Source organism: Leisingera sp. NJS204 (genome assembly GCF_004123675.1).
In the GTDB taxonomy this organism is placed as follows: domain Bacteria; phylum Pseudomonadota; class Alphaproteobacteria; order Rhodobacterales; family Rhodobacteraceae; genus Leisingera.
This window is the reverse complement of record NZ_CP035417.1, coordinates 3,707,434-3,732,814: the sequence shown is the minus strand read 5'-3', so window position 1 is coordinate 3,732,814 and position 25,381 is coordinate 3,707,434. Positions and strand designations below refer to the sequence as shown.

The 25,381-nt window shown below is 63.8% G+C and carries 16 protein-coding genes; 6 read left to right on the top strand and 10 right to left on the bottom strand.

Translation table 11 applies throughout. The features are described 5' to 3' along the window. Positions 1–171: 171 nt before the first annotated feature. The 7 genes from ETW24_RS18130 to ETW24_RS18100 all read right to left on the bottom strand — a co-directional run bounded on the left by ETW24_RS18130 (position 172) and on the right by ETW24_RS18100 (position 7,069). The gene (locus ETW24_RS18130; RefSeq protein ID WP_129372335.1) at positions 172–942 is read right to left on the bottom strand and encodes an aldolase/citrate lyase family protein; all 771 of its coding nucleotides are present in this window, start codon (positions 940–942) and stop codon (positions 172–174) included. A gap of 15 nt (positions 943–957) precedes the next feature. Further along, positions 958–1,758 carry a 2-oxo-hept-4-ene-1,7-dioate hydratase gene (hpaH, locus tag ETW24_RS18125; protein WP_129372334.1) on the bottom strand — a complete coding sequence of 267 codons (801 nt, stop codon included), beginning with the start codon at positions 1,756–1,758 and terminating at the stop codon, positions 958–960. After that, entirely contained in the window at positions 1,755–2,624 is an 870-nt protein-coding gene (locus tag ETW24_RS18120; RefSeq protein WP_129372333.1) for a fumarylacetoacetate hydrolase family protein, read from the bottom strand. Before ETW24_RS18120 ends, hpaH begins: the two co-directional genes overlap by 4 nt. After that, positions 2,621–4,033 carry a pyridoxal phosphate-dependent decarboxylase family protein gene (locus ETW24_RS18115; RefSeq protein ID WP_129372332.1) on the bottom strand — a complete coding sequence of 471 codons (1,413 nt, stop codon included), beginning with the start codon at positions 4,031–4,033 and terminating at the stop codon, positions 2,621–2,623. Before ETW24_RS18115 ends, ETW24_RS18120 begins: the two co-directional genes overlap by 4 nt. Before the next feature lie 60 nt (positions 4,034–4,093). After that, a complete protein-coding gene (hpaD, locus tag ETW24_RS18110; RefSeq protein WP_129372331.1) occupies positions 4,094–5,074 on the bottom strand; it encodes a 3,4-dihydroxyphenylacetate 2,3-dioxygenase in 981 nt (326 codons plus the stop codon). A gap of 91 nt (positions 5,075–5,165) precedes the next feature. Then, the gene (gene hpaE / locus ETW24_RS18105; RefSeq protein ID WP_129372330.1) at positions 5,166–6,677 is read right to left on the bottom strand and encodes a 5-carboxymethyl-2-hydroxymuconate semialdehyde dehydrogenase; all 1,512 of its coding nucleotides are present in this window, start codon (positions 6,675–6,677) and stop codon (positions 5,166–5,168) included. Further along, positions 6,677–7,069 (bottom strand): 5-carboxymethyl-2-hydroxymuconate Delta-isomerase, encoded by a 393-nt coding sequence (locus tag ETW24_RS18100; protein ID WP_129372329.1) that lies wholly within the window; start codon positions 7,067–7,069, stop codon positions 6,677–6,679. Before ETW24_RS18100 ends, hpaE begins: the two co-directional genes overlap by 1 nt. Before the next feature lie 114 nt (positions 7,070–7,183). On the opposite strand from ETW24_RS18100, the gene hpaR reads away from it, so the two are divergent. The 5 genes from hpaR to ETW24_RS18075 all read left to right on the top strand — a co-directional run bounded on the left by hpaR (position 7,184) and on the right by ETW24_RS18075 (position 13,048). Then, on the top strand, positions 7,184–7,624 hold the full coding sequence (hpaR, locus tag ETW24_RS18095; RefSeq protein WP_129372328.1) for a homoprotocatechuate degradation operon regulator HpaR: 441 nt from the start codon (positions 7,184–7,186) through the stop codon (positions 7,622–7,624). 273 nt (positions 7,625–7,897) lie between these two features. Beyond that, on the top strand, positions 7,898–9,148 hold the full coding sequence (locus tag ETW24_RS18090) for a sarcosine oxidase subunit beta family protein (RefSeq protein WP_129372327.1): 1,251 nt from the start codon (positions 7,898–7,900) through the stop codon (positions 9,146–9,148). Positions 9,149–9,163: 15 nt separating this feature from the next. Then, the gene (locus ETW24_RS18085; protein WP_129372326.1) at positions 9,164–9,451 is read left to right on the top strand and encodes a sarcosine oxidase subunit delta; all 288 of its coding nucleotides are present in this window, start codon (positions 9,164–9,166) and stop codon (positions 9,449–9,451) included. Positions 9,452–9,462: 11 nt separating this feature from the next. Beyond that, the gene (locus ETW24_RS18080) at positions 9,463–12,474 is read left to right on the top strand and encodes a sarcosine oxidase subunit alpha family protein (protein WP_164982794.1); all 3,012 of its coding nucleotides are present in this window, start codon (positions 9,463–9,465) and stop codon (positions 12,472–12,474) included. Beyond that, positions 12,467–13,048, top strand: a complete 582-nt coding sequence (locus tag ETW24_RS18075; protein WP_129372324.1) for a sarcosine oxidase subunit gamma — start codon at positions 12,467–12,469, stop codon at positions 13,046–13,048. Before ETW24_RS18080 ends, ETW24_RS18075 begins: the two co-directional genes overlap by 8 nt. A 90-nt stretch (positions 13,049–13,138) precedes the next feature. On the opposite strand, the gene ETW24_RS18070 is transcribed toward ETW24_RS18075, so the two are convergent. The 3 genes from ETW24_RS18070 to ETW24_RS18060 are packed head-to-tail and all read right to left on the bottom strand — an operon-like array spanning position 13,139 to position 18,303. Next, complete coding sequence (locus tag ETW24_RS18070; RefSeq protein WP_129372323.1) at positions 13,139–14,464, bottom strand: HlyD family type I secretion periplasmic adaptor subunit; 1,326 nt, start codon at positions 14,462–14,464, stop codon at positions 13,139–13,141. Between the two features lie 16 nt (positions 14,465–14,480). Beyond that, positions 14,481–16,622: an ABC transporter transmembrane domain-containing protein gene (locus ETW24_RS18065; protein WP_164982768.1), complete on the bottom strand. Its 2,142-nt coding sequence runs from the start codon at positions 16,620–16,622 to the stop codon at positions 14,481–14,483. Positions 16,623–16,644: 22 nt separating this feature from the next. Beyond that, the gene (locus tag ETW24_RS18060) at positions 16,645–18,303 is read right to left on the bottom strand and encodes an ABC transporter transmembrane domain-containing protein (RefSeq protein ID WP_129372321.1); all 1,659 of its coding nucleotides are present in this window, start codon (positions 18,301–18,303) and stop codon (positions 16,645–16,647) included. Between the two features lie 784 nt (positions 18,304–19,087). On the opposite strand from ETW24_RS18060, the gene ETW24_RS18055 reads away from it, so the two are divergent. Further along, positions 19,088–25,312 carry a PA14 domain-containing protein gene (locus ETW24_RS18055; RefSeq protein ID WP_129372320.1) on the top strand — a complete coding sequence of 2,075 codons (6,225 nt, stop codon included), beginning with the start codon at positions 19,088–19,090 and terminating at the stop codon, positions 25,310–25,312. Positions 25,313–25,381: the final 69 nt, after the last annotated feature.

The following is a 25,381-nucleotide window of genomic DNA, read 5'->3' as shown; positions in this document are numbered from 1 at the left end:
ATGGCAGCGGGAAACTCCCGCCCGTCGTCAGGCATTGAAAATGCCTTCCTCCCGTTGGGCGTGGCACCGCACATGGCGCGGTGCCACGCCCAAGGCCGCTGCCGCTGCTCTGGCATTGCCAGGGCGGCGGGCGGGCGCGGGAGAGCTTCGCCTTCTAAAGGTGGTGCAGGCTTATTCTGCCTTCCACTTGGCGGCCAGATCGCGGGCGTTGCGGGCCAGCACCATGACGTCGATTCCGACCGCCAGGAACTGCGCGCCCATATCTGCATAGGCCCGGGTGGCCTCATCGGTGGTGCCGAGGATGCCGGGGGCGAGGCCTGCGGCCTTGATGCGGGTGATGGCATCGGCAATTGCCGCGCGCACCTCCGGATGGGCGGAGTTGCCCTGGTGGCCCATGTCGGTGGACAGATCCGCCGGGCCGATGAAGACGCCATCGATGCCCTCGACCTGAAGGATCTCGTCCAGCGCGGCCATCCCGGCGCGGTTTTCCACCTGGACCAGCAGGCAGACCTCCTGGTCGGCGGTCTGGATGTACTCGCTGACAGTGCCGAACATGGTGGCACGGGCTGCCGTGGCGCCGACGCCCCGCAGGCCCTTGGGCGGGTAGTGGCAGGCGCGGACCAGCTCGCGGGCCTGATCGGCGCTTTCGACAATCGGCACCAGCACCGTCTGCGCACCGGCATCCAGAACCTGCTTGATCATCCAGGTCTCCCCCACCGGCACCCGCACCACCGGGTGGCTGGGGGAGGCCGCCAGCGCCATCAGCTGATCGCGGATCGAGCGGATGTCGTTGGGTGCATGCTCGCCGTCGATCACCAGCCAGTCAAAGCCGCAGGTGCCCATGATCTCGGCGATCTGGCCGTCGGCAAAGCTCATCCAGCAGCCGATCTGGCGTTTGCCCTGTGATAGAGCCTGTTTGAAGGTGTTCTTGGGCGCGGGCATGGGCGGGGGCTCCTGTCAGGCGAAGTTGATGGATGCGGTGCCGAAGGGGCCGAAATCAGCGGTGATTTCCGTACCCGGCGGGCATTCTATGGGGCGGATGAAAGAGCCTGACAGCACGATATCCCCGGCCTCGATCTGTTGTCCATATTCCGCCATCCGCCGCGCCAGCCACAGGACCGAGGTGACGGGATCATTCAGAACGCCGGCGCCAAGGCCGGTTTCCTCGACCGTGCCGTTGCGGGCGGCGATGGCACCAACCCAGCGCAGGTCGTGGCCGTCCACTGCGTGGCGCTCTGCCCCAAGCACGACGCCTGCATTGGCGGCGTTGTCGCTGATGGTGTCGGTGATGATGCGGGCCTTGCCGGTTGCCGGGTCCGCGCGCAGGATGCGGGTGTCGAGGATCTCCAGCGAGGGCGCCACATAGTCTGTTGCGCCCAGTACGTCCGCGCGGGTGCAATCGGCGCCCGCGAGGGGGGATTTCATTATGAAGGCGATCTCCGCCTCCACCCGCGGCTGGATGAAGCGGCCAGCGGGGACGGTGGCGCCGTTCTGAAACGCCATATCGTCCAGCAGCACGCCGCTGTCGGGCGTTGTGATGTTCAGCGCCTGCTGCATGGCGCGGCTGGTGAGGCCGATTTTCCAGCCGATTTTCTTGCGGCCGGAGGCCAGTTTTTGCCGTATTAGAGCCTGTTGCACAGCATAAGCATCGTCCAGCGTCATGCCGGGATAGGCGAGCGAAAGCAGGCCGCATTGCTGGCCGGTTTTCTCGGCTTTTAGCAGGGCTTTGGCGGCTTCCTGATGCTGCTCGGGGGTCATGTTTCGGCCTCGCCGAACTCATCCGCGACAGTGTTGCGCAAGGTTCCGATGCCCTCGACCTCAACCTCGACCACGTCGCCGGGCACTAGGTATTTTGGCGGGTCGAAGCGGGCGCCTGCGCCGGTGGGGGTGCCGGTGATGATCACGTCGCCGGGCTGCAGCGTGGTGAAGGTGGAGATATAAGCGATCTCCTCGCGGATCGGGAACATCATCCGGCTCAGGGTGTCATCCTGGCGAATCTCGCCGTTCACGCGGGTGATGATGCGGGCCTCATCCAGCTGGGCGGCATCGGTGAAGGGCACCAGCCACGGCCCGATAGAGCCGGAATTGTCCCAGTTCTTGCCTTGCGTCACGTTGAACTTGGCGTGGCGCACCCAGTCGCGGATGGTGCCCTCATTCGTCAGTGTTAGAGCCGCAATATGATCGTACGCGTCCTCCGGTTGGATCCGGCGGCCGGGTTTGCCGATCACCACGGCGACCTCGCCCTCGTAGTCCAGGGTGTGGTTTTCCGGCGGGCGGATCAGCGGGCGTTCTGCCCCGGTGAAGGAGCGCGGGAAGCGGGGAAACAGGGACATGTGCTTGGGCTGGGATGAGCCGTCCTTGTATTCCGCGTTGCGGTCCGGAAAGTTGACGCCAACGCAGATGATCTTTTCCGGGGTGGGGATGGGGATGTCATAGGTGAAATCCGTGTGGGTGGCGGGTTTGCCTGCGGCGGCCTTTGCCAGTTCGGGCAGGCCTTGGGCGGTGATCACCTCGCGCAGGGTGGGCCACTCGGGGAACTGCGGAGACAGGGCGATCATGCCGGTATCTGTCACCGCGCCATAGAAAGTCTCTCCATTGGCGGTATAGGTGGCAAAGCGCGTCACTGCAGGCTCCTCGCGATTTCGGTGATAACATCGAAGACCATCATCACGTCTGCTTCGGTGGTTTCAAACTGGCCCGCCTGGAAGCGGATCACCAGCTGACCGTCGAGGCGGGTCTGGGTCAGGTAGATGCGGCCGTCGTCGTTGATGGCATTGACCAATGCGAGGTTCAGTTCGTCGAGGTCTGCTGCGCCTTCAGGCGAATAGCGGAAGGACCAGAGCGACCACATTGGCGGGGTGGTGATCTGAAAATCCGGCTCTAACTTGAGTTTTTTGTGCAACTGGTTGGACCAGGTGATGTGGTTGCGCAGGCGCTGGCGCAGGCCCTCAAGCCCGTAGGTGCGGATCAGGAACCAGATCTTGAGAGCGCGGAAGCGGCGGCCCAGCGGCACCGACCATTCGGAATAGTTGATGATGCCGTCATGGCCGTGAGTCTTGAGGTATTCCGGGCTGATCGCCAGGGTTTGCACCAGGTCATCCGGGTTCTTCAGGAAATGGGCGGAGCAGTCGAATTGCACCCCCAGCCATTTATGCGGGTTGAAGACGATACTGTCGGCGCGCTCCACCCCCGGCCAGTAGTGGCGGTATTCGGGGCAGATCATGGCGGAGCCGGCCCAGGCGGCGTCGACATGGGTGTAGAGGCTGTATTTTTGGGCTACATTCAGCACCTTGTCGACAGGGTCAGTGGCACCAACGCCGGTGCCGCCAACGCAGAGGATGACGCCGGCGGGCTGGTGTCCTGCGGCGAGGTCGGATTGGATGGCGGCCTCCAGCGCGTCCGGGTCCATGCCGCGCCAGTCGCCCTTGATGGGGATGCGGATCAGGTTCTGCTGGCCTATGCCGGCGACCCAGATGGCGCGGTCGATGGAGGTGTGGACCTCCGACGAGCAGTAGATGCGCAGCGCTTTCTGACCGAACAGGCCCTGGCTGTTGCCCTGCCAGTTCAGCGCTTTTTCCCGCATGGTCAGGACGGCGGCAAGAGTGGCGGAAGAGGCGGAGTCCTGAATGACGCCCCTGAACTGGTCCGGCAGGTCCAGCGCTTGGCGCAGCCAGTCCATCATCCGGGTTTCCATTTCGGTCGCTGCCGGAGAGGTCTGCCACAGCATGCATTGGGGCGCGATGGCGGAGGCGAGGAATTCCGCCAGTACCGAAGGCGCGGCGGCGTTGGAGGTGAAATAGGCAAAGAAGCGGGGGTGCTGCCAGTGGGTGATGCCGGGCATCACGATATCCTCGAAATCGCGGAAGATCATCTCCATCCCCTCGCCACCCTCAGGCGGGGTTTGGGGCAGGGCGTTCAGCACTTGGCCGGGCTCGGTTCGGGCCCGCACCGGGCGGTCGCCGACAGTGAGGTGGTAATCCTGCGTCCAATCCGCGACCCGGCGGCCCCATTCGGAGAATTCATCCCATTTCATTTTTCTTACCTTGTTCTTATGGGAGTGTGCCCGGCTAGGGGCCGGGCGCGATCCTTTTCATCAGGGTGCAATAATCGGCTGGGCATTCAAGGCGCTGGGTTTCGGGGTGGTGCCTTCGAAGACGGAGCCTTCCTCAAACCAGCTGCGCGGCGCCGGGGCGCCCCAGAGGGTCTGGCGCTGGGGATCGGTGAGCGACCATTTGATCGGCTCCAGGTCCGGATCGACGGTCTGGTAATCGGAGCAGTAGATCTCGATCCGGTGGCCGTCGGGGTCGCGCACATAAAGGAAGAAGGCGTTGGAGATGCCGTGGCGGCCGGGGCCGCGCTCAATGTTTTCCACATAGCCGGTGGTCGACATCAGGTCGAGCAGGTCGATGATATTCAAGGGGTTCGGTACCCAGAAGGCGGTGTGGTGCAGACGGGGGCCAAGGCCATTGGTGAAGGCGACGTCATGCACGCCGCCCTTGCGGTGCATCCAGGCGGCCCAGATCTTGCCGCTGTCGTCATCCTCGGTGAACTCAGTCACGCGGAAACCCATCTCGTTATAGAAGGCGACGGAGGCATCCACATCCGCTGAGAACATGTTGAAATGGTCGATGCGGAGCGGTTTTACCCCGTTGTAGAGCCTGTATTGCTGATGGATCGGCTCCAGGCGATCCATTTTGACATAGAACTCCAGCGGGATGCCCCAAGGATCGCGGGTACGCAAAGTGCGGCCCATATGGGGGCGGTCCACCCACTCAACCGGCAGGTCCTTGGAGGCGAAGAATTCGGCTGCTTTATCCAGGTCCGGTTCGTCATAGAGCTTGAAGCCCAAAACGCCCACGGAGGCCGCGTCTGCCTTGACCAGCACGATGCAGTGGTGGCCGCGTTCCTCCATCGCACGCAAGTAGATGCGGCTGTCGTCCTCATGCGTTACCTGCAGGCCGAGCGTGTCCACATAGAAGGCGCGGGAGGCGGCGAGGCCGGTGACGGCATATTCCACATGGGACAGCCGCACGATGTTGAAGGGCGGATAGAGGTTCGGGGCGGGGACGGGCATGTTTTGAACCTTTCACTTGCAGTAGCGGGCGGGAGCGAGGGGCCGGCCCCTCGCGCTCCCCGGGGTATTTGAGACCAGAAAGAAGCACGGGTCAGGCGCCGAGGCGCGGTATCTTGTGGTGGCCCAGGGCAAAGCCAACGTGTTTCTGTTCCATGTAGAACTCGAAACTCCAGTCGCCGCCGTCGCGGCCGATGCCGCTGGATTTGACGCCGCCAAAAGGGGTCGGCAGGTGGCGCACGTTTTCCGAGTTCACCCAGATCATCCCCGCCTCCAGCGCGCCTGTGAAGCGCAGGGCGCGGGTCAGGTCGTTGGTCCAGACATAGCTGGTGAGCCCGTATTGAGTATCATTGGCCAGTGTCAGAGCCTCGTCTTCGTCTTTGAAGCGGATCGCTGTGAGGACCGGGCCAAAGATTTCCTCCTGCGCGATGGTCATATCGTTGCTGGCGTTTGTGAAAAGCGTTGGGCGGACGAACCATCCCTTGTCTCCGGCGCGGGTGCCGCCGGCGGCGATGGTGGCGCCGTCCCGTTTGGCGGTCTCGAAATAGGAGGTCACCTTGTCGAAATGCACCTTGTGGATCAGCGGGCCGACTTCGGTGGCGGGATCCAATGGGTGGCCGACCTTGATGCTGTTGACGCGCTTGATGAGTTTGGCCTCGAATTCCTCCGAGATGCTCTCTTGCACAAGGAGGCGCGAGGAAGAGGTGCAGCGCTCGCCATTCAGTGAATAGATCATGAAGATAGCCGCATCCAGCGCGCGGTCGAGATCGGCATCCTCAAAGACAACCACCGGGTTCTTGCCGCCCAGTTCGAAATGCATCCGTTTCAGGGTGTCGGCACCCTGTTTCATGATCATCGAGCCGGTTTTAGATTCACCGACAAAGGCGATGGCTTTGATGTCCTTGTGTTCGGTGAGCGCCTTGCCGGCGTCTTCGCCAAAGCCGTTCACCAGGTTCCAGACGCCCGGCGGCAGGCCGGCCTCATGGGCGATTTCGGCCAGGATGCGGGCGGTGAGGGGGGAGAACTCAGCCGGTTTATGGACCACGGTGCAGCCGGCCGCCAGGGCAGGTGCGATCTTCCAGGTCGACAGCATGAAGGGCGTGTTCCAGGGGGTGATCACGCCTACCGGGCCGATCGGCACCCGGGTGGTTACATTCATCAGCGTTGGCGATTGCAGCTGCTGGCCGTCGCGGGCGGTGATGGATTTGTCGGCAAAAAAGCGGAAGTTTTCGGCGCCGCGCAGCGCTGCCTTGGACATGAAACGCAAGGCTTGGCCGGTGTCCCAGCATTCGCAGAGCGCGATTTCCCCGGCGCGTTCCACGATCAGGTCGGCGATGCGGTGCAGGATCTTCTTGCGCTCAAGCGCCGGCATGTCGCGCCAAGCCGGGAAGGCCTCCTTGGCGGCAATTGCGGCTGCATCAATATCCTCGGCACCGCCTTTGGCGACGGAGCAGATCAGGCTTTCATCCACCGGTGAGGTGGTTGCAAAACTGGCGCCAGAGATTGCGGAGCGGCTTTCACCGCCGATCAGGTTCTGAATTCCGGCCTCGCGGTAGCGGGCCAGATGGCCGCTCAGCGTTTCGATGTTGGAGGTCAGATCGCTCATCACTGGTCCGCCTTTTGCATGTGGTCGCGGATGGTGCCGCATTTCGGGGAAAGCTCAGGGTCGATGTTGCGCATCTCCAGCGACAGCGCGATGGAATGCTGCTGCATTGCTGGTTCGAGGAAGGTGCGGGCCGCGTCAAATACCGTCTGGGCGGCGCGTTTGCGGGTTTCCAGATCGCGGCCGGCCCGCAGCCGGATGGAGATGTCGATATATCCATGCTGCGGATCGCCGTCGGCGATTGAGACATGATTGGCCGCAAAAGCCCGGACCCGGAGGCCCGCCAGAGGGAACACGCCGGTGGCCGCTGCAGCCTGCCGCAGGTGGGTGCACAGGGCGGCGATATCACTGCGCGCCTCCATGTTGGCCGAGTAGTCCAGCGTGATGTGCGGCATGTCAGCTACCTTTTCTGAATTACTTAACATGTGTAGCAAATGCACTGCTGTGAGTCAAGCAGAAGAAACCCAAGCGGCAATTGCGTTTAGCCGGAAGCGGGGTGATAATCGGGCATGACCAGGATGATGCCCTCCACCGACCGTTCGCTGCCGATTGCCCTTCTCAGGGCGCGGGAGCGTGTGATGGGACCGATCCGCGCGCTGCTGAGCGGAGCCGGTCTGACCGAACAGCAATGGCGTGTCCTGCGGGTGGTGCAGGAGAGCGGGCCGATTGATCCGACCCAGATCGCCGAGCTGGCCTGCCTGCTGCTGCCAAGCCTGACGCGGATCTTGCAGAAACTTGAGGAAAAGCAGCTGATTACCCGGGAGCGGGACAAGGAAGACCGCCGCCGCCAGGTGGTGCAGATCGCACCGGAGGGGGAGAAGGTCATCGCCGGCAACATTGAGGCGAGCCTCGCGCTGATGAACCGGACCCGTCAGAAGATGGGTGAGGACCGCTATGAGGCGCTGTTGGACCTATTGAACGAGCTGGATGAGATCGACCTGTCTGAGTGAGTCGTTTCTGACGCATTTGGCGCGGATACCGGGGTGGGTGACGCAAACCGCGCGTATTCTGAAATCGTGACGCCGTTCCACTTTGTTTCAAGTATATATTTTAAATACAATTGGTTAAGTAAGTTCCTGTGCATTTCGCAGTGCGAGGAGAATGCTGCGGCCGCATTGGTGATATCCTGTTTCTGACGCATATGGCGCCGCTGATGTCCGAAATCACACTGTGAATTGCCGCATTTCTCAACAAATCTGTCGGGGACAGTTGATGAGGACATCATGCGGTACTCCGGCCTGAAAGTAATCAAGGAGGCCCTGACGGGCCACAAGGGATGGCGCCCGACCTGGCGCGATCCGGAACCCAAGAAAAGCTACGATGTGGTGATCATCGGCGGCGGCGGCCACGGGCTGGCGACGGCCTATTACCTGGCTAAAAATCATGGGCTGACCAATGTCGCGGTGATTGAGAAGGGCTGGATCGGCGGCGGCAATGTGGGCCGCAACACCACCATCATCCGCTCCAACTACCTGCTGGACGGCAATGAGCCGTTTTACGAGCTTTCGCTGAAGCTGTGGGAAGGGCTGGAGCAGGACTTCAACTACAACGCCATGGTCAGCCAGCGCGGCATTCTGAACCTTGTACACTCGGACGCGCAGCGCGATGCGGCGCGGCGGCGGGGCAATGCAATGATCCTGAACGGATCCGACGCGGAGCTGCTGGATGTTGACGGCGTCCGCGCCATGTATCCGTTCCTGAACTTCAACAACGCGCGTTTCCCGATCAAGGGCGGTTTGCTGCACCGCCGCGGCGGCACCGTGCGCCACGATGCGGTGGCCTGGGGCTATGCCCGCGGGGCGGACCTGCGCGGCGTGGACATAATCCAGAACTGCGAAGTCACCGGTTTCAAGATCGAGAACGGCAAATGCCTGGGTGTGGAAACCACCAAGGGCTTCATCGGCGCCAACAAGGTGGCAAGCTGCGTCGCCGGATCGTCGAGCCGGGTGATGGAGAAGGCGGGCATGCGCCTGCCGATCGAAAGCCACGTGCTGCAGGCGTTCGTGTCCGAAGGGCTGAAGCCGGTTCTGGACGGGGTGATCACCTTTGGTGCCGGTCATTTTTACTGCAGCCAGTCCGACAAGGGCGGTTTGGTCTTTGGCGGCGATCTGGACATGTACAATTCCTATGCGCAGCGCGGCAACCTGCCGGTTGTCGAGGACGTGATGGAAGGCGGCATGGCGCTGATCCCCAGCTTAGGCCGGGTGCGGATGCTGCGCAGCTGGGGCGGCATCATGGATATGTCGATGGACGGCTCTCCCTACATCGATAAGACCCATGTGGACGGGCTCTATTTCAACGGCGGCTGGTGCTACGGCGGGTTCAAGGCGACCCCGGCTTCGGGCTGGTGCTATGCGCATCTGCTGGCGACGGACACGCCGCACAAGGTAGCCGCGGAATACCGGCTCGACCGGTTCCGCCGCGGCTGCATGATTGATGAAAAGGGCCAGGGCGCCCAGCCGAACCTGCACTGAGGAAAGGACCAGACGATGATTATTACCCATCCGATCCTCGGGCCGCGCGACTCGCAGGAATTCACCTATCTGGGCGACGCCAGCCTGATCGACCGGCCTGACTGGCAGGCCGAAGACGCGGCGGACCAGTTTCACGACTACCTGTACCTGCGCGACAATCCGGCGGGCGAACACCGCGAGCTGTGGTTCCACGAGCAGGGCGACCGCTCCTGGCTGGTGGTGACCCGCAACACCGTGACCCATGAAATCCTGAACGTTGAGCTGGCCCGCGATGTGGCCCGGGCAAGGGGGCGCAGCAAATGACTGATGCAGTAATGAACGCCGACCGCGTGGCCTTTCAGGCCGACGGCAGCACCGGCGCCCGCAAAGGCGTGCAGGTCAACCGCCTGGATGGCGGGCTGATCAAGGGCAGCAAGACACTGACCTTCTCCTTTGACGGTAAACGCTACAAAGGGTTTGAGGGCGACACGCTGGCCTCGGCCCTGCTGGCAAACGGCGTGCGGCTGATGGGCCGCTCGTTCAAATACCACCGTCCGCGGGGCGTGCTGACTGCGGGTTCCGAAGAACCCAACGCGCTGGTTGAGCTGCGCAGCGGCGGGCGGCAGGAGCCGAACACCCGCGCCACCACGGCTGAGCTGTACGAGGGATTGGAAGCAAACTCGCAGAACCGCTGGCCGTCCTTGCAGCATGACTTCATGGCGATCAACGACCGGTTTTCGAACTTCCTGACGGCGGGTTTTTACTACAAAACCTTCATGTGGCCGGCGGCGTTCTGGGAAAAACTCTATGAACCGATCATCCGCAAGGCCGCGGGTCTGGGCAGCATCAGTTTCGAGGACGACCCGGACGCCTATGATAAGGGTTTCCTGCATTGCGACCTGCTGGTGATCGGCGCCGGTCCTACCGGCCTGATGGCGGCTCTGACCGCTGGCCGGGCCGGCGCGCAGGTGATCATTGCTGACGAGGATTTCCTGTTGGGCGGGCGGCTGAATGCCGAAAGCTTTGGCATTGGTGATCTGACCGGTGCTGCCTGGGTGGCGCAGGTGCAGGCAGAACTGGCCGCGATGGACAATGTGCGGGTGATGCCGCGTACGACCATCATCGGGGCCTTCGACCACGGTATCTATGGCGCGGTGGAGCGTACTGCCGACCACGTGATGGCGCCGGAAGCAGGCAAGCCGCGGCAGATCCTGTGGCGGATCTATTCCAAGCGGGCGATGCTGGCGGCTGGCGCCACCGAGCGTCCCATCGCGTTTGAAAACAACGACCGTCCGGGCGTGATGCTGGCCGGTGCGGTGCGTGCCTATGCCAACCGCTGGGCGGTGACGCCGGATCAGAGTGTTGCGGTCTTCACCAACAATGACGACGGCCACCGCACTGTGTCTGACCTGATCGCCAAGGGTGTGAATGTGGCTGCGGTGATCGACACCCGCGCCGATGCGCCCAAGGTTGACGGCGCCGAGCTGTTTGCCGGTGCGCAGGTGATTGACACCAAGGGCCGGCTGGGCCTGGAAATGGTTCAGCTGCGTTTGGCCAATGGAACCACCCGCGACGTGCCTTGCGGCGCGCTGGCGGTCTCGGGCGGCTGGAACCCGAACGTGCATTTGACCTGCCACCAGCGCGGCCGCCCGGCCTGGCGTGAAGACATTGCAGCCTTTGTCCCCGCGGGGACACTGCCGCAAAACATGTCTGTGGCCGGTGCTGCAAACGGCAATTTTTCCACCGCTGCCGCTCTGCGCGCCGGTGCCGAGGGCGCCGTGGCCGCGCTGTCGGAACTGGGGATCGAAGCCAAGGCCGGTGATCTGCCCGAGGCCGAGGATGCGCCCGTCAACGTGACCCCCTTCTGGTACGTGAAGGAAGGCAAGGGCCGCGCCTGGCTGGACCAGCAGAACGACGTTACCGTCAAAGACGTGAAGCTGGCGCATCAGGAGAACTTCCGTTCGGTCGAGCACCTGAAGCGCTATACCACGCTGGGCATGGCGACCGATCAGGGCAAAACCTCCAACATGGGCGGCCTGGCGATCATGGCCGAACTGGCGGGCAAGCAGATCCCCGAGGTCGGCACCACCATGTTCCGCCCGCCCTATACGCCAGTGTCCTTTGGCGTGATGGCAGGCCGCTCGGTCGGCGAGGAATTCCGGCCCACCCGCAAGACCCCCAGCCACAAATGGGCTGAGGAGCAGGGTGCGGAATTTGTCGAGGTCGGCCAGTGGCTGCGCGCCCAGTGGTTCCCCAAGGCGGGCGAAACCCATTGGCGTCAGTCGGTGGACCGCGAGGTGCTGCAGACCCGGAACTCGGTCGGCATCTGCGATGTGACCACGCTGGGCAAGATCGACGTGCAGGGCACGGATGCGGCGGCGTTCCTGAACAAGATGTACGCCAATGCCTTTGCCAAACTGCCGGTGGGCAAGGTCCGTTACGGTCTGATGCTGCGCGAGGACGGCATTGCCTATGACGACGGCACCGCGGCGCGCTTTGCCGAGGATCATTTCGTGGTCACCACCACCACCGCCAACGCCGTTCTGGTTTACCGCAACATGGAGTTTGCGCGCCAGTGCCTGTTCCCGGATATGGATGTGCAGCTGATCTCGACCACCGAGGCCTGGGCACAGTTCGCGGTGGCCGGTCCGAATGCCCGCAAGCTGCTGCAAAAGGTGGTGGACCCAGAGTTCGACCTCTCGAACGAGGCGTTTCCCTTTATGGGCTGCGGTGAAGTCACCGTGGCGGGCGGCTGCCGGGCGCGGCTGTTCAGGATCTCGTTTTCGGGCGAGCTGGCCTATGAGATCGCGGTTCCGACCCGTTACGGTGATGCGATGATCCGCAAGCTGATGGAAGCGGGCGAGGAGTTCGGCGCGGTGCCCTATGGCACCGAGGCGCTGGGCGTCATGCGGATCGAGAAGGGTCATGCTGCCGGTAACGAGCTGAACGGGACAACCTCGGCGCTGAACCTTGGCATGGGACGGATGGTCAGCAAGAAGAAGGACTGTATCGGCAACACGCTGAGCGAGCGCGAGGGCATGAATCGGGAAGATGCGCTGAAGCTGGTCGGTTTCAAACCGGTGAATGCCGCCGATCCGGTGCCGGCCGGGTCGCATTTGATGAACGCTGACGGCGAAGTCAGCGCGGCCACCGATCAGGGTTATATAACCTCTGCCGCCTATTCGCCGGTGCTGGGATGCGCGATCGGTATCGGCTTCCTGAAGCGGGGTGATGCGCGCAAGGGCGAGGTGATCCGCGCGGTCAACCCGCTGGAGGGCAAGGAAACCCGGGTCGAAGTTGTCAGCGCGCATTTTGTGGATCCGGAAGGGGAGCGTCTCCGTGGGTAAGTTTGATAATCATGGACTGAAAGCCATCTCTCCGCTGGGCGGGCATGAGCCGCGGGCGGATAACTTCACCGGTCTGTTGATCCACGAGGTCACGGACCGGGCGCTGGCCTCCCTGGCGGCGCGCCAGGGGCAGGAAGAGGCGGTGAAATCTGCGGCTGCGTCTTACCTGGGCGGGGTGTTGCCGGAGCCTGCCGCTTGGAGTGAGCACGGTGTGTTTTCCACCTGGTGGATGGGGCCGGATCTGTGGATGGTCTCTGCCCCGCATGACAGCCACGAGCTGCTGGCGGGTGAGCTGAAACTGGCCGTCGGCGAGGCCGGTTCCGTGGTGGAGCAGACCGACGGCTGGTGCCGCTTCGACCTGGAAGGCGCGCGCTGTTCTGATGTGCTGGAGCGGCTGTGCAATGCTGATATCCGCGGCGCAAAAGCGGGGGGTGCGGTGCGCACCTCGATGGAGCATCTTGGCGTCTTTCTGCTGTGCCATGCTCCGGGGCAGCAGTATTCGATCATCGGCCCGCGTTCCTCTGCAGCCTCGCTGCATCATGCGCTGATGGCAGCCGCAAGATCGGTTATCTGAACGAGGCTGGTCAGAACAAGGCAGCCGTCCGCAACGGGCGGCTGCCTTTGTGCTGTTTGGTGCCCCGGCCGGGGCAACGATGGCCACCGCTTAGCGTTCGTGAAAGGCGCGGCTGATCGGGTCGGCGATTGGGGCCAGGATGTAGTCCAGAACCGTGCGCTCGCCGGTCCGGATGGCCGCGTTCACTTCCATGCCGGCGGACAGGCGGCTGCTTAGAGTTTCTGCATCGGCGGTTTCATCAATAAGCGCGATCCGGACGTCAAAATACGCCTCATTACGCTCGTTCAGGCGGGAGTTCGGCGAGATTTCAAAGACTTCACCCGCCTGCACGCCGTATTGCCTGGCATCAAACGTGGTGGATTTCAGCTCCACCGGATCGCCAATTGCAACGTGGCCAATGTCCTGAGGCTGGATCTCAACCTCGGCAATCAGCCTGTCCTGGGTCGGCAGGATCTCGGCGATGGGTTCCCCCGGGGCAACAACCTCGCCGGGTCCGCTGAAATGCAGCTTTTGCACAATCCCGGGCACCGAGGACAGGATGGTCAGCCGCTGCTGACGGGCGGCATTGTCAGCCGAAGCCTGTAAAACCAAGGCAAGCTCTTCTTCTTCTGTTTCCAGTTCAGACATCAGCGTGTCCTTGATACCTGCCACGAATTCCTGTTCCTGGCGGCGGGCTTCGTGCAGGTTGCGTTCACCATCCGCCAGTGCCGCAAAGGCCCGCAGCCGGTCGCCTTCGATCTCAAGCTGCTGCGCGCTCAGCCGGCTCATCGCGGTGGTGCTGAGCAGCCCCTTGCCATGCAGCGCAAGGGCGGCGGATTGCTCGATTGCAAAGGTTTCTTCGCGGCGGCGGGCGTTTCCCAGGATCTGCTGGCGGATTTCAAGCGCCCGCTCCAGCTCGGAGATCCTGGCCCGGTGGCGGGCGCGGCTGGCCTCAAACGCATCCAGCTGGGCCAGCAGCCTGTGGCCCGGTTCCAACTGACCGCGGGCGGCACTGCCGGATAGTGTGCCGCTGATCACCGAAATAACAGACTTCAAACGGGCGGTGTCGCGTGACAGGGCAGCTTCACGGACATTGAGCCGCCCCTGTTCTTCTGTCAGCAGGTTGGCGGACAGCCGGGCCACGGGGGTGCCCGCCTCGACAAAACGGCCCTCCCGCACCAGGATTTCGTCCAGGACGCCGCCGTCTGGATGTTCGACCGGGCGCGGGTTTGACGACGGCACCAGCCGGCCCTTGGCATAGGTCAGTTCCGGCAGTTCCGCATACCAGCCCCAGGCCGTTGCAGCCGCCAGCGCCGCAAACAGTATGCGCGCCACCCGGCGGGATGTTCCGGTGACCGGTTTGTGGATCACATTCAGTCCCCGTTTCTTGGCCTCGTCCAGGCTGGGAGTCCAAAGGGTTGTTGTTTCCTGCTCCATCACTGTCTCCTTGCCTCTATCCGCCGGTCAGGGTGCCGTTCAAAAACGCGCTGGCCTTGTCGCGCCCTTTGCGGCCCTTGCCGTTCAGCACCGTTCGCCCGCGGTGCAGCACTGTGAAACTGTCCCCCAGAGCAAGATCCCCGGGCCGGTTTGAAATCAGCAGCGTGGTGCTGCTTGCCCGCCGCCGGGCAATGGCGGCGCGGATCCGTTGGGCATGTTTGGGGTCCAGCCCTTCGCAGGGCTGATCGAAGATACGGATCGGTCCGGCTTGCAACAGGGCACGGGCAAGCGACATGCCTTGAAGCAGTTCTTGCGGCAGGCGGCCGCTGGCTTCGACTGTCAGGCGGGTGTTCATGCCGTCCGGCAGCGCTTCGATTTCGCTGCGGACCCCTGCTTCCTCCAGGACGTCCAGAACCTCCCGCTGCGACGCGCCAGGCAGGGCGAGTTCAAAATTCTGCCAGATCGTTCCATAGACGAAGGCTGGTTCTTGAGGCGCAAAGGCGATTGCGCCGCGAAGGTCGTCCACCGGAACATGCCGCTGGTCGGTGCCGTTGAACAGAACCCGTCCGGCCGCAAGCTGGTGCAATCCTGGCAAGATTTCCGCCAGCAGGGTCTTGCCTGACATGTTGGCGCCGGACAGAACGGTTATGGTGCCGCTGTGCAAGCTCAGGCTTGCGCCGGCCAGGGCCAGGTCGCCGCTGCCGCCGAACCGCAGAGCAGCCTGTTCCACCACCACCGGTGCTGCCACCGGCGGTGCGGTGCGGGGGGCCACTTCGCGGCGCAATTCCTCTGGCTGGGCCAGAATCTTGTCGATGTCCCGCAAGCTTTGCCGGACGGCCAGCGCCTGGCCTGTTGCCCGGGCCAGAGACTGGACCGGGGACAGGAACCGCCAGATCATCACTAGAATTGCGACGAAGCCGCCAATGGTCAGCTCCCCCTGGATCGCCATTCTGGTTGCCAGCAGCCCGCCGGCCACCCCGGCCAGCAGGATGAGAAACTGGGAGGCATGGGCTGAAAGCTCGATCAGGAACTGCTGCCGCATGGAGGCGTTCAGCGCATTGGCAAGGGAGGCGTGGAAGCGTTGCCTCCAGGGTTTGGCGCCATGCAGACGCCGCAAATGCCAGCGCTGGCTGACGACGGTTTCGCACAGCTTCCGCCAATCGCGTGCGGCATCGTTTGCAATCACTTCCTGACGGCGCAGGTGCGGTGCAAAAGCTGCAAGGAACGCCAGTTGTGCAAGCGCCGCAGCCAGGGCCGCGAACCCGACAGGCGGCGCAATATAGAACAGGAGCGCGCCGAAAATCACCACAAATGGAGCGTCGAGGGCGACCTGCATCAGCGGACCCACCAGTGCATCCCTGACCGTCTCAAACTGCTTCAGCCGGGCCCGCTGCTGTTGCGAGGCCGATTGCTGCTGCAAGGCGCTTGGGAAGACCATCAGTTTTTCCAGCAATGCAAGGCTCAGCCGGTGCTCCAGCTGTGCTGCCAGGCTGACCAGGGCACGGCTGCGGATCCGGCGGATGGCAAGCTCTGTTGCGAGGGCCAGAAAAAGCCCGGCGGCCAGCACAGTGATTACCCCCGGTGCGCCCGCCGGAATTGCGCGGTTGTAGACGAGAACGACAAAAATCGGGGTCAGCAGCCCGGCCAGGTTGATGGCAGAAGAGGCAAACAGCAGCGACCAGACATGGTCTTGCAGCCCCTTGAGGAGCGCCGCAGTGCTTTGCGCTGCCGGCCGGCGGCTGGCATCCGACGCCGGAAGCAAAGACAGCCGGGTTTCATCGGGGCCTGCCATCGCCCGCCCTGACGCAGGGCTGGCTAGGCGAAAGCTGCCATCCCGGCGGATGTAAAGGCTGATCCCCGATTCTGCCGGGCCTTGCGCAGCACGGCCATCCTGGCGCAGGTACGGAACCCGCAAGGCAATCAGCGCGTCACATAAATCCCAGCCGTCAAAATTGCTGCGCCCGTGCGGCAGTGCCGCGCGCGCCTGTGCCTCCATCGCGTCCCAGCCGCCAAACCGCATCAAGGCCGTCAGCAGTTCTGCGGCACGCGCCGGTTCTGCCTGCTGCTGCCTGCTTGCCGCCCACTTAAGAACACTGCTGTGCGGCCCGTGCATCCGGGCGCCGTCCAGCTGCTCAAAGCCGGTGTTGATACTGTTCATATCAGATCTCCGCCCTGTTGGGTCATCGCGTGCCGCTGGGCGCAGCGGGTTCAGGGCTGAGCCGGATGATCGTATTGGCAGCATCCAGAATTGCCGGGGCGGCCCGGGTCAGCACGCAGGTTGTCTTGCCTTGCAAGGACAGCAGCAGCGTTTCGAGCGCCCGCACCCCGTCCGGGTCCAAGTCGGCAAAAGGATCTTCAAGCAACAGAATTGCGGGTTGCTGCGCAAATGTTCTTGCCAGCGCCAGACGCCTGAAAAACCCCGGGCTGCCGGCACCTTGGCCATTGCGCGCAACTTGGCTGTGCACCCCGTTGGGAAGCTGGGCGAGCTGGCTGCTGACGCCAAGTTTCGAGGCTGCGGCCTGCAGGGCTTTGGTGTGCCGCTGGGGGTCGAAGAGGGTGAGGTTCTCCAGAATTTCGCCATCCGTCAGCACAGGCTGCCGTGGCTCAAACACCAGGCCTGGCGGGGAGTTGGCGGCGTCCGGGTCAACATATCCGGGCCCGTCCAGATAAACCGTTCCGCTGCTGGCCGGGACTTCGCCGGCAAGGATCCGCAGGAACGCCCCCGAGCAGCACTGGACACCGCCTTCAATGGCAATCAGCTGCCCGGGTGCCGCCGAAAAACTGATATTGCGGAACCAGCTGCCGTTTTTCCCGGGCCGGTCCAGAGATAAACCTTTCACGGTGATCGCCCCGGTCACCGGGACACGCACCGGCGCTGCGGCGGCTTTCTTCACTGCAGCCACCTTGGCCAGCCCGGAGGTCCGTGCCCTGTCGTCATCCTTGACGGCACTTAGAAATGTCAGCTGGATGACCGGCTGCACGGCACGTCCGGTCAGCAGCATGCTGGCAGCCAGTTCTGCAACTGACAGGCTGCCTTGTATGGCAAGCAGCCCTCCCAGGGCGCAGGTCAGGACTGTAGCGATCTGGGAACCGGCACTGGCTGCAGCCTGTCCGGCGTTGCTCACCCGGATGATTTTTTCCCCGGACGCAGAGGCACTGGCATGAAGCAGCTCATACCGGCGCAGCATCTGATGTTCCAGGCCAAGCAGCTTGATCAGCTGTGCCCGCTGCAGGATCTCCTGCAGGAATGACAGCCTGCGTTTGTCGTATTCCCGCTGCAGCTGCGAAGCTGTCCGGTAGGGCGGCCGCAGCAGTGCAACCGTCAGCAGCAGCCCGGCTATCACGGTGAGCGGAGCCGCCACCAGCCAGCCGCCCATTGCGGCAATAACCAGCAGGAAAATTACGGAAAACGCCAGATCTACCGACATTTTGACGATCTGCTCTTTCACAGCGTGGCGCAGGCCCAGCACCCCCATCAGACGTTCAACAGCGGCTTCCTGTCCCATCTGCTCCAACGCGCCGGGAGCGCCTTCAAACAGGGCACCGGACAAGGTTTCGCCTGCCCGTTCCCCCTCATGCCGTGCGGTTTCCAGCACGTAGTGGGCGCGCGCTGCCTTCAGCACAAAGTCGATCAGCAAGACGGCAATCAGGGCCAGAAAAATCCCGAACAGAGTGTCATAAGATTCATTGGGAATGACCCGGCCGAAAACCAGAAGCATCGCAACAGGTAAGGCGAGTGTCAGAAGATTGATGATGATCGCTGAAAGAATTGAATCGGGATCGAGTTTCAAAACACCCGGCCGCAATGCGGCAGTGCTGGACTGGCCTGTCCCCGACATAATTACCCCTTAAACACAAACACTACTATAGATTGAATATTGCGGATCTTCTCTTTATCCCGCGTAAACGGCTGAACAAGGGCGGCTACAATTTAGGTGCAAATTTACAGACACTCCATTCGCCTTATGGTGGAGTTGAATGTTATTAACATACAGGAAAGCATCAGGGCGCCGGACGTTGCTGGCCGTTGCCCGGGGTATTTGTTGAGTGAAATGGTAATGTTCTGCCGGGGAGTTTTAGATGGCTGCGGATAATCCGTTTGGCACAGGAGGTGCCGGAAATTTCAGTGCTGAACCGATTGGGGTCCGGGTTCAGGAAACAGAGCGTGAATTGCGTACGAAAGCGGCAAATACGGCGCCAAAGTTCGGTGAGGGGGATGGCACCGATAATGGAGAGCGTCAGTCTCTTTTGCATCGCGGTACTATGGACTACCCTGGAATGGACAAAGCTCAGGGCGATGACTGGGATGTGCTGCCGCAAAAAACCGGCAGTCAGCCAGGCCGTGCTGCGCAAAAGCCAGCTGAAACCGACGATTTAGAAGATCCTTCTTTAGCTTTGCCGGATCAAGGGCGGCCGCCCGCCGCGCCTTCTGCCATTGGTGGGGAAGATACGACGGCTGCGCCGGATTTGCAGCAAGCCGCATTGCCAGCATCAATTGCCGAACCGTCCGGCAATGCGGGCGCCTTTCAAAGCAGTGATGCCGGGCCACAGGCCTTGTTTTCTCCTGCGCCTCCTGCCGGAAGTCTAACCGGTAAGCCTGGCACTCCGCAGGACCCGGACCCGGTGGACCCGACACCTACGGACCCGGACCCGGTGGATCCGACACCTACGGACCCGGACCCTGTGGACCCGACGCCTACGGACCCGGATCCAGTGGACCCGACGCCTACGGACCCGGACCCGGTGGACCCGACACCTACGGACCCGGACCCGGTGGACCCGACACCTACGGATCCGGACCCGGTGGACCCGACACCTACGGGCCCGGACCCGGTGGACCCGACGCCTACGGACCCGGACCCGGTGGACCCGACGCCTACCGACCCGGACCCGGTGGATCCGACGCCTACGGGCCCGGACCCGGTGGACCCGACGCCTACGGATCCGGACCCGGTGGACCCGACGCCTACCGACCCGGACCCGGTGGACCCGACGCCTACGGGCCCGGACCCGGTGGACCCGACGCCTACGGACCCGGACCCGGTGGACCCGACGCCTACGGACCCGGACCCTGTGGACCCGACGCCTACCGACCCGGACCCGGTGGATCCGACGCCTACGGGCCCGGACCCGGTGGACCCGACGCCTACGGACCCGGACCCGGTGGACCCGACGCCTACCGACCCGGACCCGGTGGACCCGACGCCTACGGGCCCGGACCCGGTGGACCCGACGCCTACGGACCCGGACCCGGTGGACCCGACGCCTACGGGCCCGGACCCGGTGGACCCGACGCCTACGGACCCGGACCCGGTGGACCCGACGCCTACCGACCCGGACCCGGTGGACCCGACGCCTACGGGCCCGGACCCGGTGGATCCGACACCTACGGACCCGGATCCCAGCGATCCTTCGGTCAACACGGCCCCTGGCGCGCCAGCGCTGGACAATGCATCGGTTGCGGAAAACGCGGCGGGGGCGGTGATCGGCGCGGTCTCGGCCAGCGATCCGGAGGGCGATGCGCTGAGCTATACGGTGGATGACGCGCGGTTTGAGGTCACGGGCGGGGTGCTGAAGCTGAAAGACGGCATCAGCCTGGACCATGAGGCAGAGCCTTCGGTCACGGTCACCGTCACGGCCACCGATCCCGGCGGGCTGAGCAGCAGCGGGACCTTCAGCCTGACGGTCGGGGATGTGAACGAGGCCCCTGGCGCGCCTGCGCTGGACAATGCATCGGTTGCGGAAAACGCGGCGGGGGCGGTGATCGGCGCGGTCTCGGCCAGCGATCCGGAGGGCGATGCGCTGAGCTATACGGTGGATGACGCGCGGTTTGAGGTCACGGGCGGGGTGCTGAAGCTGAAAGACGGCATCAGCCTGGACCATGAGGCAGAGCCTTCGGTCACGGTCACCGTCACGGCCACCGATCCCGGCGGGCTGAGCAGCAGCGGGACCTTCAGCCTGACGGTCACAGATGTGAACGAGGCCCCTGGCGCGCCTGCGCTGGACAATGCATCGGTTGCGGAAAACGCGGCGGGGGCGGTGATCGGCGCGGTCTCGGCCAGCGATCCGGAGGGAGATGCGCTGAGCTATACGGTGGATGACGCGCGGTTTGAGGTCACGGGCGGGGTGCTGAAGCTGAAAGACGGCATCAGCCTGGACCATGAGGCAGAGCCTTCGGTCACGGTCACCGTCACGGCCACCGATCCCGGCGGGCTGAGCAGCAGCGGGACCTTCAGCCTGACGGTCACAGATGTGAACGAGGCCCCGGGCGCGCCTGCGCTGGACAATGCATCGGTTGCGGAAAACGCGGCGGGGGCGGTGATCGGCGCGGTCTCGGCCAGCGATCCGGAGGGCGATGCGCTGAGCTATACGGTGGATGACGCGCGGTTTGAGGTCACGGGCGGGGTGCTGAAGCTGAAAGACGGCATCAGCCTGGACCATGAGGCGGAGCCTTCGGTCACGGTGACAGTCACGGCGACCGATCCCGGCGGGCTGAGCAGCAGCGGGACCTTCGGCCTGACGGTCGGGGATGTGAACGAGGCCCCTGGCGCGCCAGCGCTGGACAATGCATCGGTTGCGGAAAACGCGGCGGGGGCGGTGATCGGCGCGGTCTCGGCCAGCGATCCGGAGGGCGATGCGCTGAGCTATACGGTGGATGACGCGCGGTTTGAGGTCACGGGCGGGGTGCTGAAGCTGAAAGACGGCATCAGCCTGGACCATGAGGCAGAGCCTTCGGTTACGGTCACCGTCACGGCCACCGATCCCGGCGGGCTGAGCAGCAGCGGGACCTTCAGCCTGACGGTCACAGATGTGAACGAGGCCCCGGGCGCGCCAGCGCTGGACAATGCATCGGTTGCGGAAAACGCGGCGGGGGCGGTGATCGGCGCGGTCTCGGCCAGCGATCCGGAGGGCGATGCGCTGAGCTATACGGTGGATGACGCGCGGTTTGAGGTCACGGGCGGGGTGCTGAAGCTGAAAGACGGCATCAGCCTGGACCATGAGGCAGAGCCTTCGGTTACGGTCACCGTCACGGCCACCGATCCCGGCGGGCTGAGCAGCAGCGGGACCTTCAGCCTGACGGTCACAGATGTGAACGAGGCCCCGGGCGCGCCTGCGCTGGACAATGCATCGGTTGCGGAAAACGCGGCGGGGGCGGTGATCGGCGCGGTCTCGGCCAGCGATCCGGAGGGCGATGCGCTGAGCTATACGGTGGATGACGCGCGGTTTGAGGTCACGGGCGGGGTGCTGAAGCTGAAAGACGGCATCAGCCTGGACCATGAGGCGGAGCCTTCGGTCACGGTGACAGTCACGGCGACCGATCCCGGCGGGCTGAGCAGCAGCGGGACCTTCGGCCTGACGGTCGGGGATGTGAACGAGGCCCCTGGCGCGCCAGCGCTGGACAATGCATCGGTTGCGGAAAACGCGGCGGGGGCGGTGATCGGCGCGGTCTCGGCCAGCGATCCGGAGGGCGATGCGCTGAGCTATACGGTGGATGACGCGCGGTTTGAGGTCACGGGCGGGGTGCTGAAGCTGAAAGACGGCATCAGCCTGGACCATGAGGCAGAGCCTTCGGTCACGGTCACCGTCACGGCCACCGATCCCGGCGGGCTGAGCAGCAGCGGGACCTTCAGCCTGACGGTCGGGGATGTGAACGAGGCCCCTGGCGCGCCTGCGCTGGACAATGCATCGGTTGCGGAAAACGCGGCGGGGGCGGTGATCGGCGCGGTCTCGGCCAGCGATCCGGAGGGCGATGCGCTGAGCTATACGGTGGATGACGCGCGGTTTGAGGTCACGGGCGGGGTGCTGAAGCTGAAAGACGGCATCAGCCTGGACCATGAGGCAGAGCCTTCGGTCACGGTCACCGTCACGGCCACCGATCCCGGCGGGCTGAGCAGCAGCGGGACCTTCAGCCTGACGGTCACAGATGTGAACGAGGCCCCTGGCGCGCCTGCGCTGGACAATGCATCGGTTGCGGAAAACGCGGCGGGGGCGGTGATCGGCGCGGTCTCGGCCAGCGATCCGGAGGGAGATGCGCTGAGCTATACGGTGGATGACGCGCGGTTTGAGGTCACGGGCGGGGTGCTGAAGCTGAAAGACGGCATCAGCCTGGACCATGAGGCAGAGCCTTCGGTCACGGTCACCGTCACGGCCACCGATCCCGGCGGGCTGAGCAGCAGCGGGACCTTCAGCCTGACGGTCACAGATGTGAACGAGGCCCCGGGCGCGCCTGCGCTGGACAATGCATCGGTTGCGGAAAACGCGGCGGGGGCGGTGATCGGCGCGGTCTCGGCCAGCGATCCGGAGGGCGATGCGCTGAGCTATACGGTGGATGACGCGCGGTTTGAGGTCACGGGCGGGGTGCTGAAGCTGAAAGACGGCATCAGCCTGGACCATGAGGCGGAGCCTTCGGTCACGGTGACAGTCACGGCGACCGATCCCGGCGGGCTGAGCAGCAGCGGGACCTTCGGCCTGACGGTCGGGGATGTGAACGAGGCCCCTGGCGCGCCAGCGCTGGACAATGCATCGGTTGCGGAAAACGCGGCGGGGGCGGTGATCGGCGCGGTCTCGGCCAGCGATCCGGAGGGCGATGCGCTGAGCTATACGGTGGATGACGCGCGGTTTGAGGTCACGGGCGGGGTGCTGAAGCTGAAAGACGGCATCAGCCTGGACCATGAGGCAGAGCCTTCGGTTACGGTCACCGTCACGGCCACCGATCCCGGCGGGCTGAGCAGCAGCGGGACCTTCAGCCTGACGGTCACAGATGTGAACGAGGCCCCGGGCGCGCCAGCGCTGGACAATGCATCGGTTGCGGAAAACGCGGCGGGGGCGGTGATCGGCGCGGTCTCGGCCAGCGATCCGGAGGGCGATGCGCTGAGCTATACGGTGGATGACGCGCGGTTTGAGGTCACGGGCGGGGTGCTGAAGCTGAAAGACGGCATCAGCCTGGACCATGAAGCTGAGCCTTCGGTCACGGTCACCGTCACGGCCACCGATCCCGGCGGGCTGAGCAGCAGCGGGACCTTCAGCCTGACGGTCGGGGATGTGAACGAGGCCCCGGGCGCGCCTGCGCTGGACAATGCATCGGTTGCGGAAAACGCGGCGGGGGCGGTGATCGGCGCGGTCTCGGCCAGCGATCCGGAGGGCGATGCGCTGAGCTATACGGTGGATGACGCGCGGTTTGAGGTCACGGGCGGGGTGCTGAAGCTGAAAGACGGCATCAGCCTGGACCATGAGGCGGAGCCTTCGGTCACGGTGACAGTCACGGCGACCGATCCCGGCGGGCTGAGCAGCAGCGGGACCTTCGGCCTGACGGTCGGGGATGTGAACGAGGCCCCTGGCGCGCCAGCGCTGGACAATGCATCGGTTGCGGAAAACGCGGCGGGGGCGGTGATCGGCGCGGTCTCGGCCAGCGATCCGGAGGGCGATGCGCTGAGCTATACGGTGGATGACGCGCGGTTTGAGGTCACGGGCGGGGTGCTGAAGCTGAAAGACGGCATCAGCCTGGACCATGAGGCAGAGCCTTCGGTCACGGTGACCGTCACGGCCACCGATCCCGGCGGGCTGAGCAGCAGCGGGACCTTCGGCCTGACGGTCGGGGATGTGAACGAGGCCCCTGGCGCGCCAGCGCTGGACAATGCATCGGTTGCGGAAAACGCGGCGGGGGCGGTGATCGGCGCGGTCTCGGCCAGCGATCCGGAGGGCGATGCGCTGAGCTATACGGTGGATGACGCGCGGTTTGAGGTCACGGGCGGGGTGCTGAAGCTGAAAGACGGCATCAGCCTGGACCATGAGGCAGAGCCTTCGGTCACGGTGACCGTCACGGCCACCGATCCCGGCGGGCTGAGCAGCAGCGGGACCTTCAGCCTGACGGTCGGGGATGTTGCTGTCCCGCCGGCTGCTGTGACAGTGAGCACCAGTTTCCATGTGGAACAGATCGCAGTTGCGGATGGGGTTCTAGGTATTCTGGGTGTCGATTTTGGCAGTGATCCGCTGGGAGATTTCTATACAGAGACCATTGATTTCCCGAGCACCCCGTTTTCGTTTTTTGATGTAGCATCAACCGATGTGTTTGCGACCCGGGTCACCGGACGTATCCAAGTTGATGATCCGGGCAACTATGAGTTTCGGCTGACCAGCGGTGATACCGTTGTCATGTGGATCGATGGGGATCCTGTGGTTATCAATGCGGTTGAGGGACTTGCAACTGTGCAGATCGGAGCCTGCAACATGGGCGCAGGTGAGCATGAAATCGTCATTCATCACCTCGACCTGAATGGCGACGCAGAGATGACTCTGGAGTGGCGCGGGCCTGGAGAGACAGATTTCAGCCTGGTGACGCCCAGCCCGGCCGGTACCATCGAAGATGATGATGATGCGGGGTTCATCGTGGACATCGACACCGGAACGTCCGCATTGCTTGCGGTCAAATTGACCGATGTTCCGGACAATTGGGTGATCAGTTCGGATGGGAATGCGGGCATCCCTGCCGGAGGGGAGCTGGATGTCACGGGCTGGGATTTGTCCCAATTGACAATTGCGCCGGCATCCGGGGACTTGGGGCCCGCTACGATCAATGTCGAAACTACGCTGCAAGCACCGGATGGAGAGGTCGAGACGTCGTCCAGCAGTTTTGATGTAAATGTGGTTCCCGAAAATGGGATCGTGCTGGATCTTGATCTGGGATTAGGGGGACTTCCTTTGCCATTGGGGCTGGGTGTCCAACTGGCAGCCCAACCGGTTTTCCCCGGAGAGGTTCCTGCTGAACCCGCAGTGGACGAGCCCTTGGAAATGGCCGCTCAGCCGCTTGCGGCACAACTGGATCCAGGTGGTGTGCAGGTGTTGTTCTGAGAAAAGCCAATGCAATTGGCAGCGAAAGCCCGGCCAACCTATGTGTTGCCCCAAGAGACATTATGGACG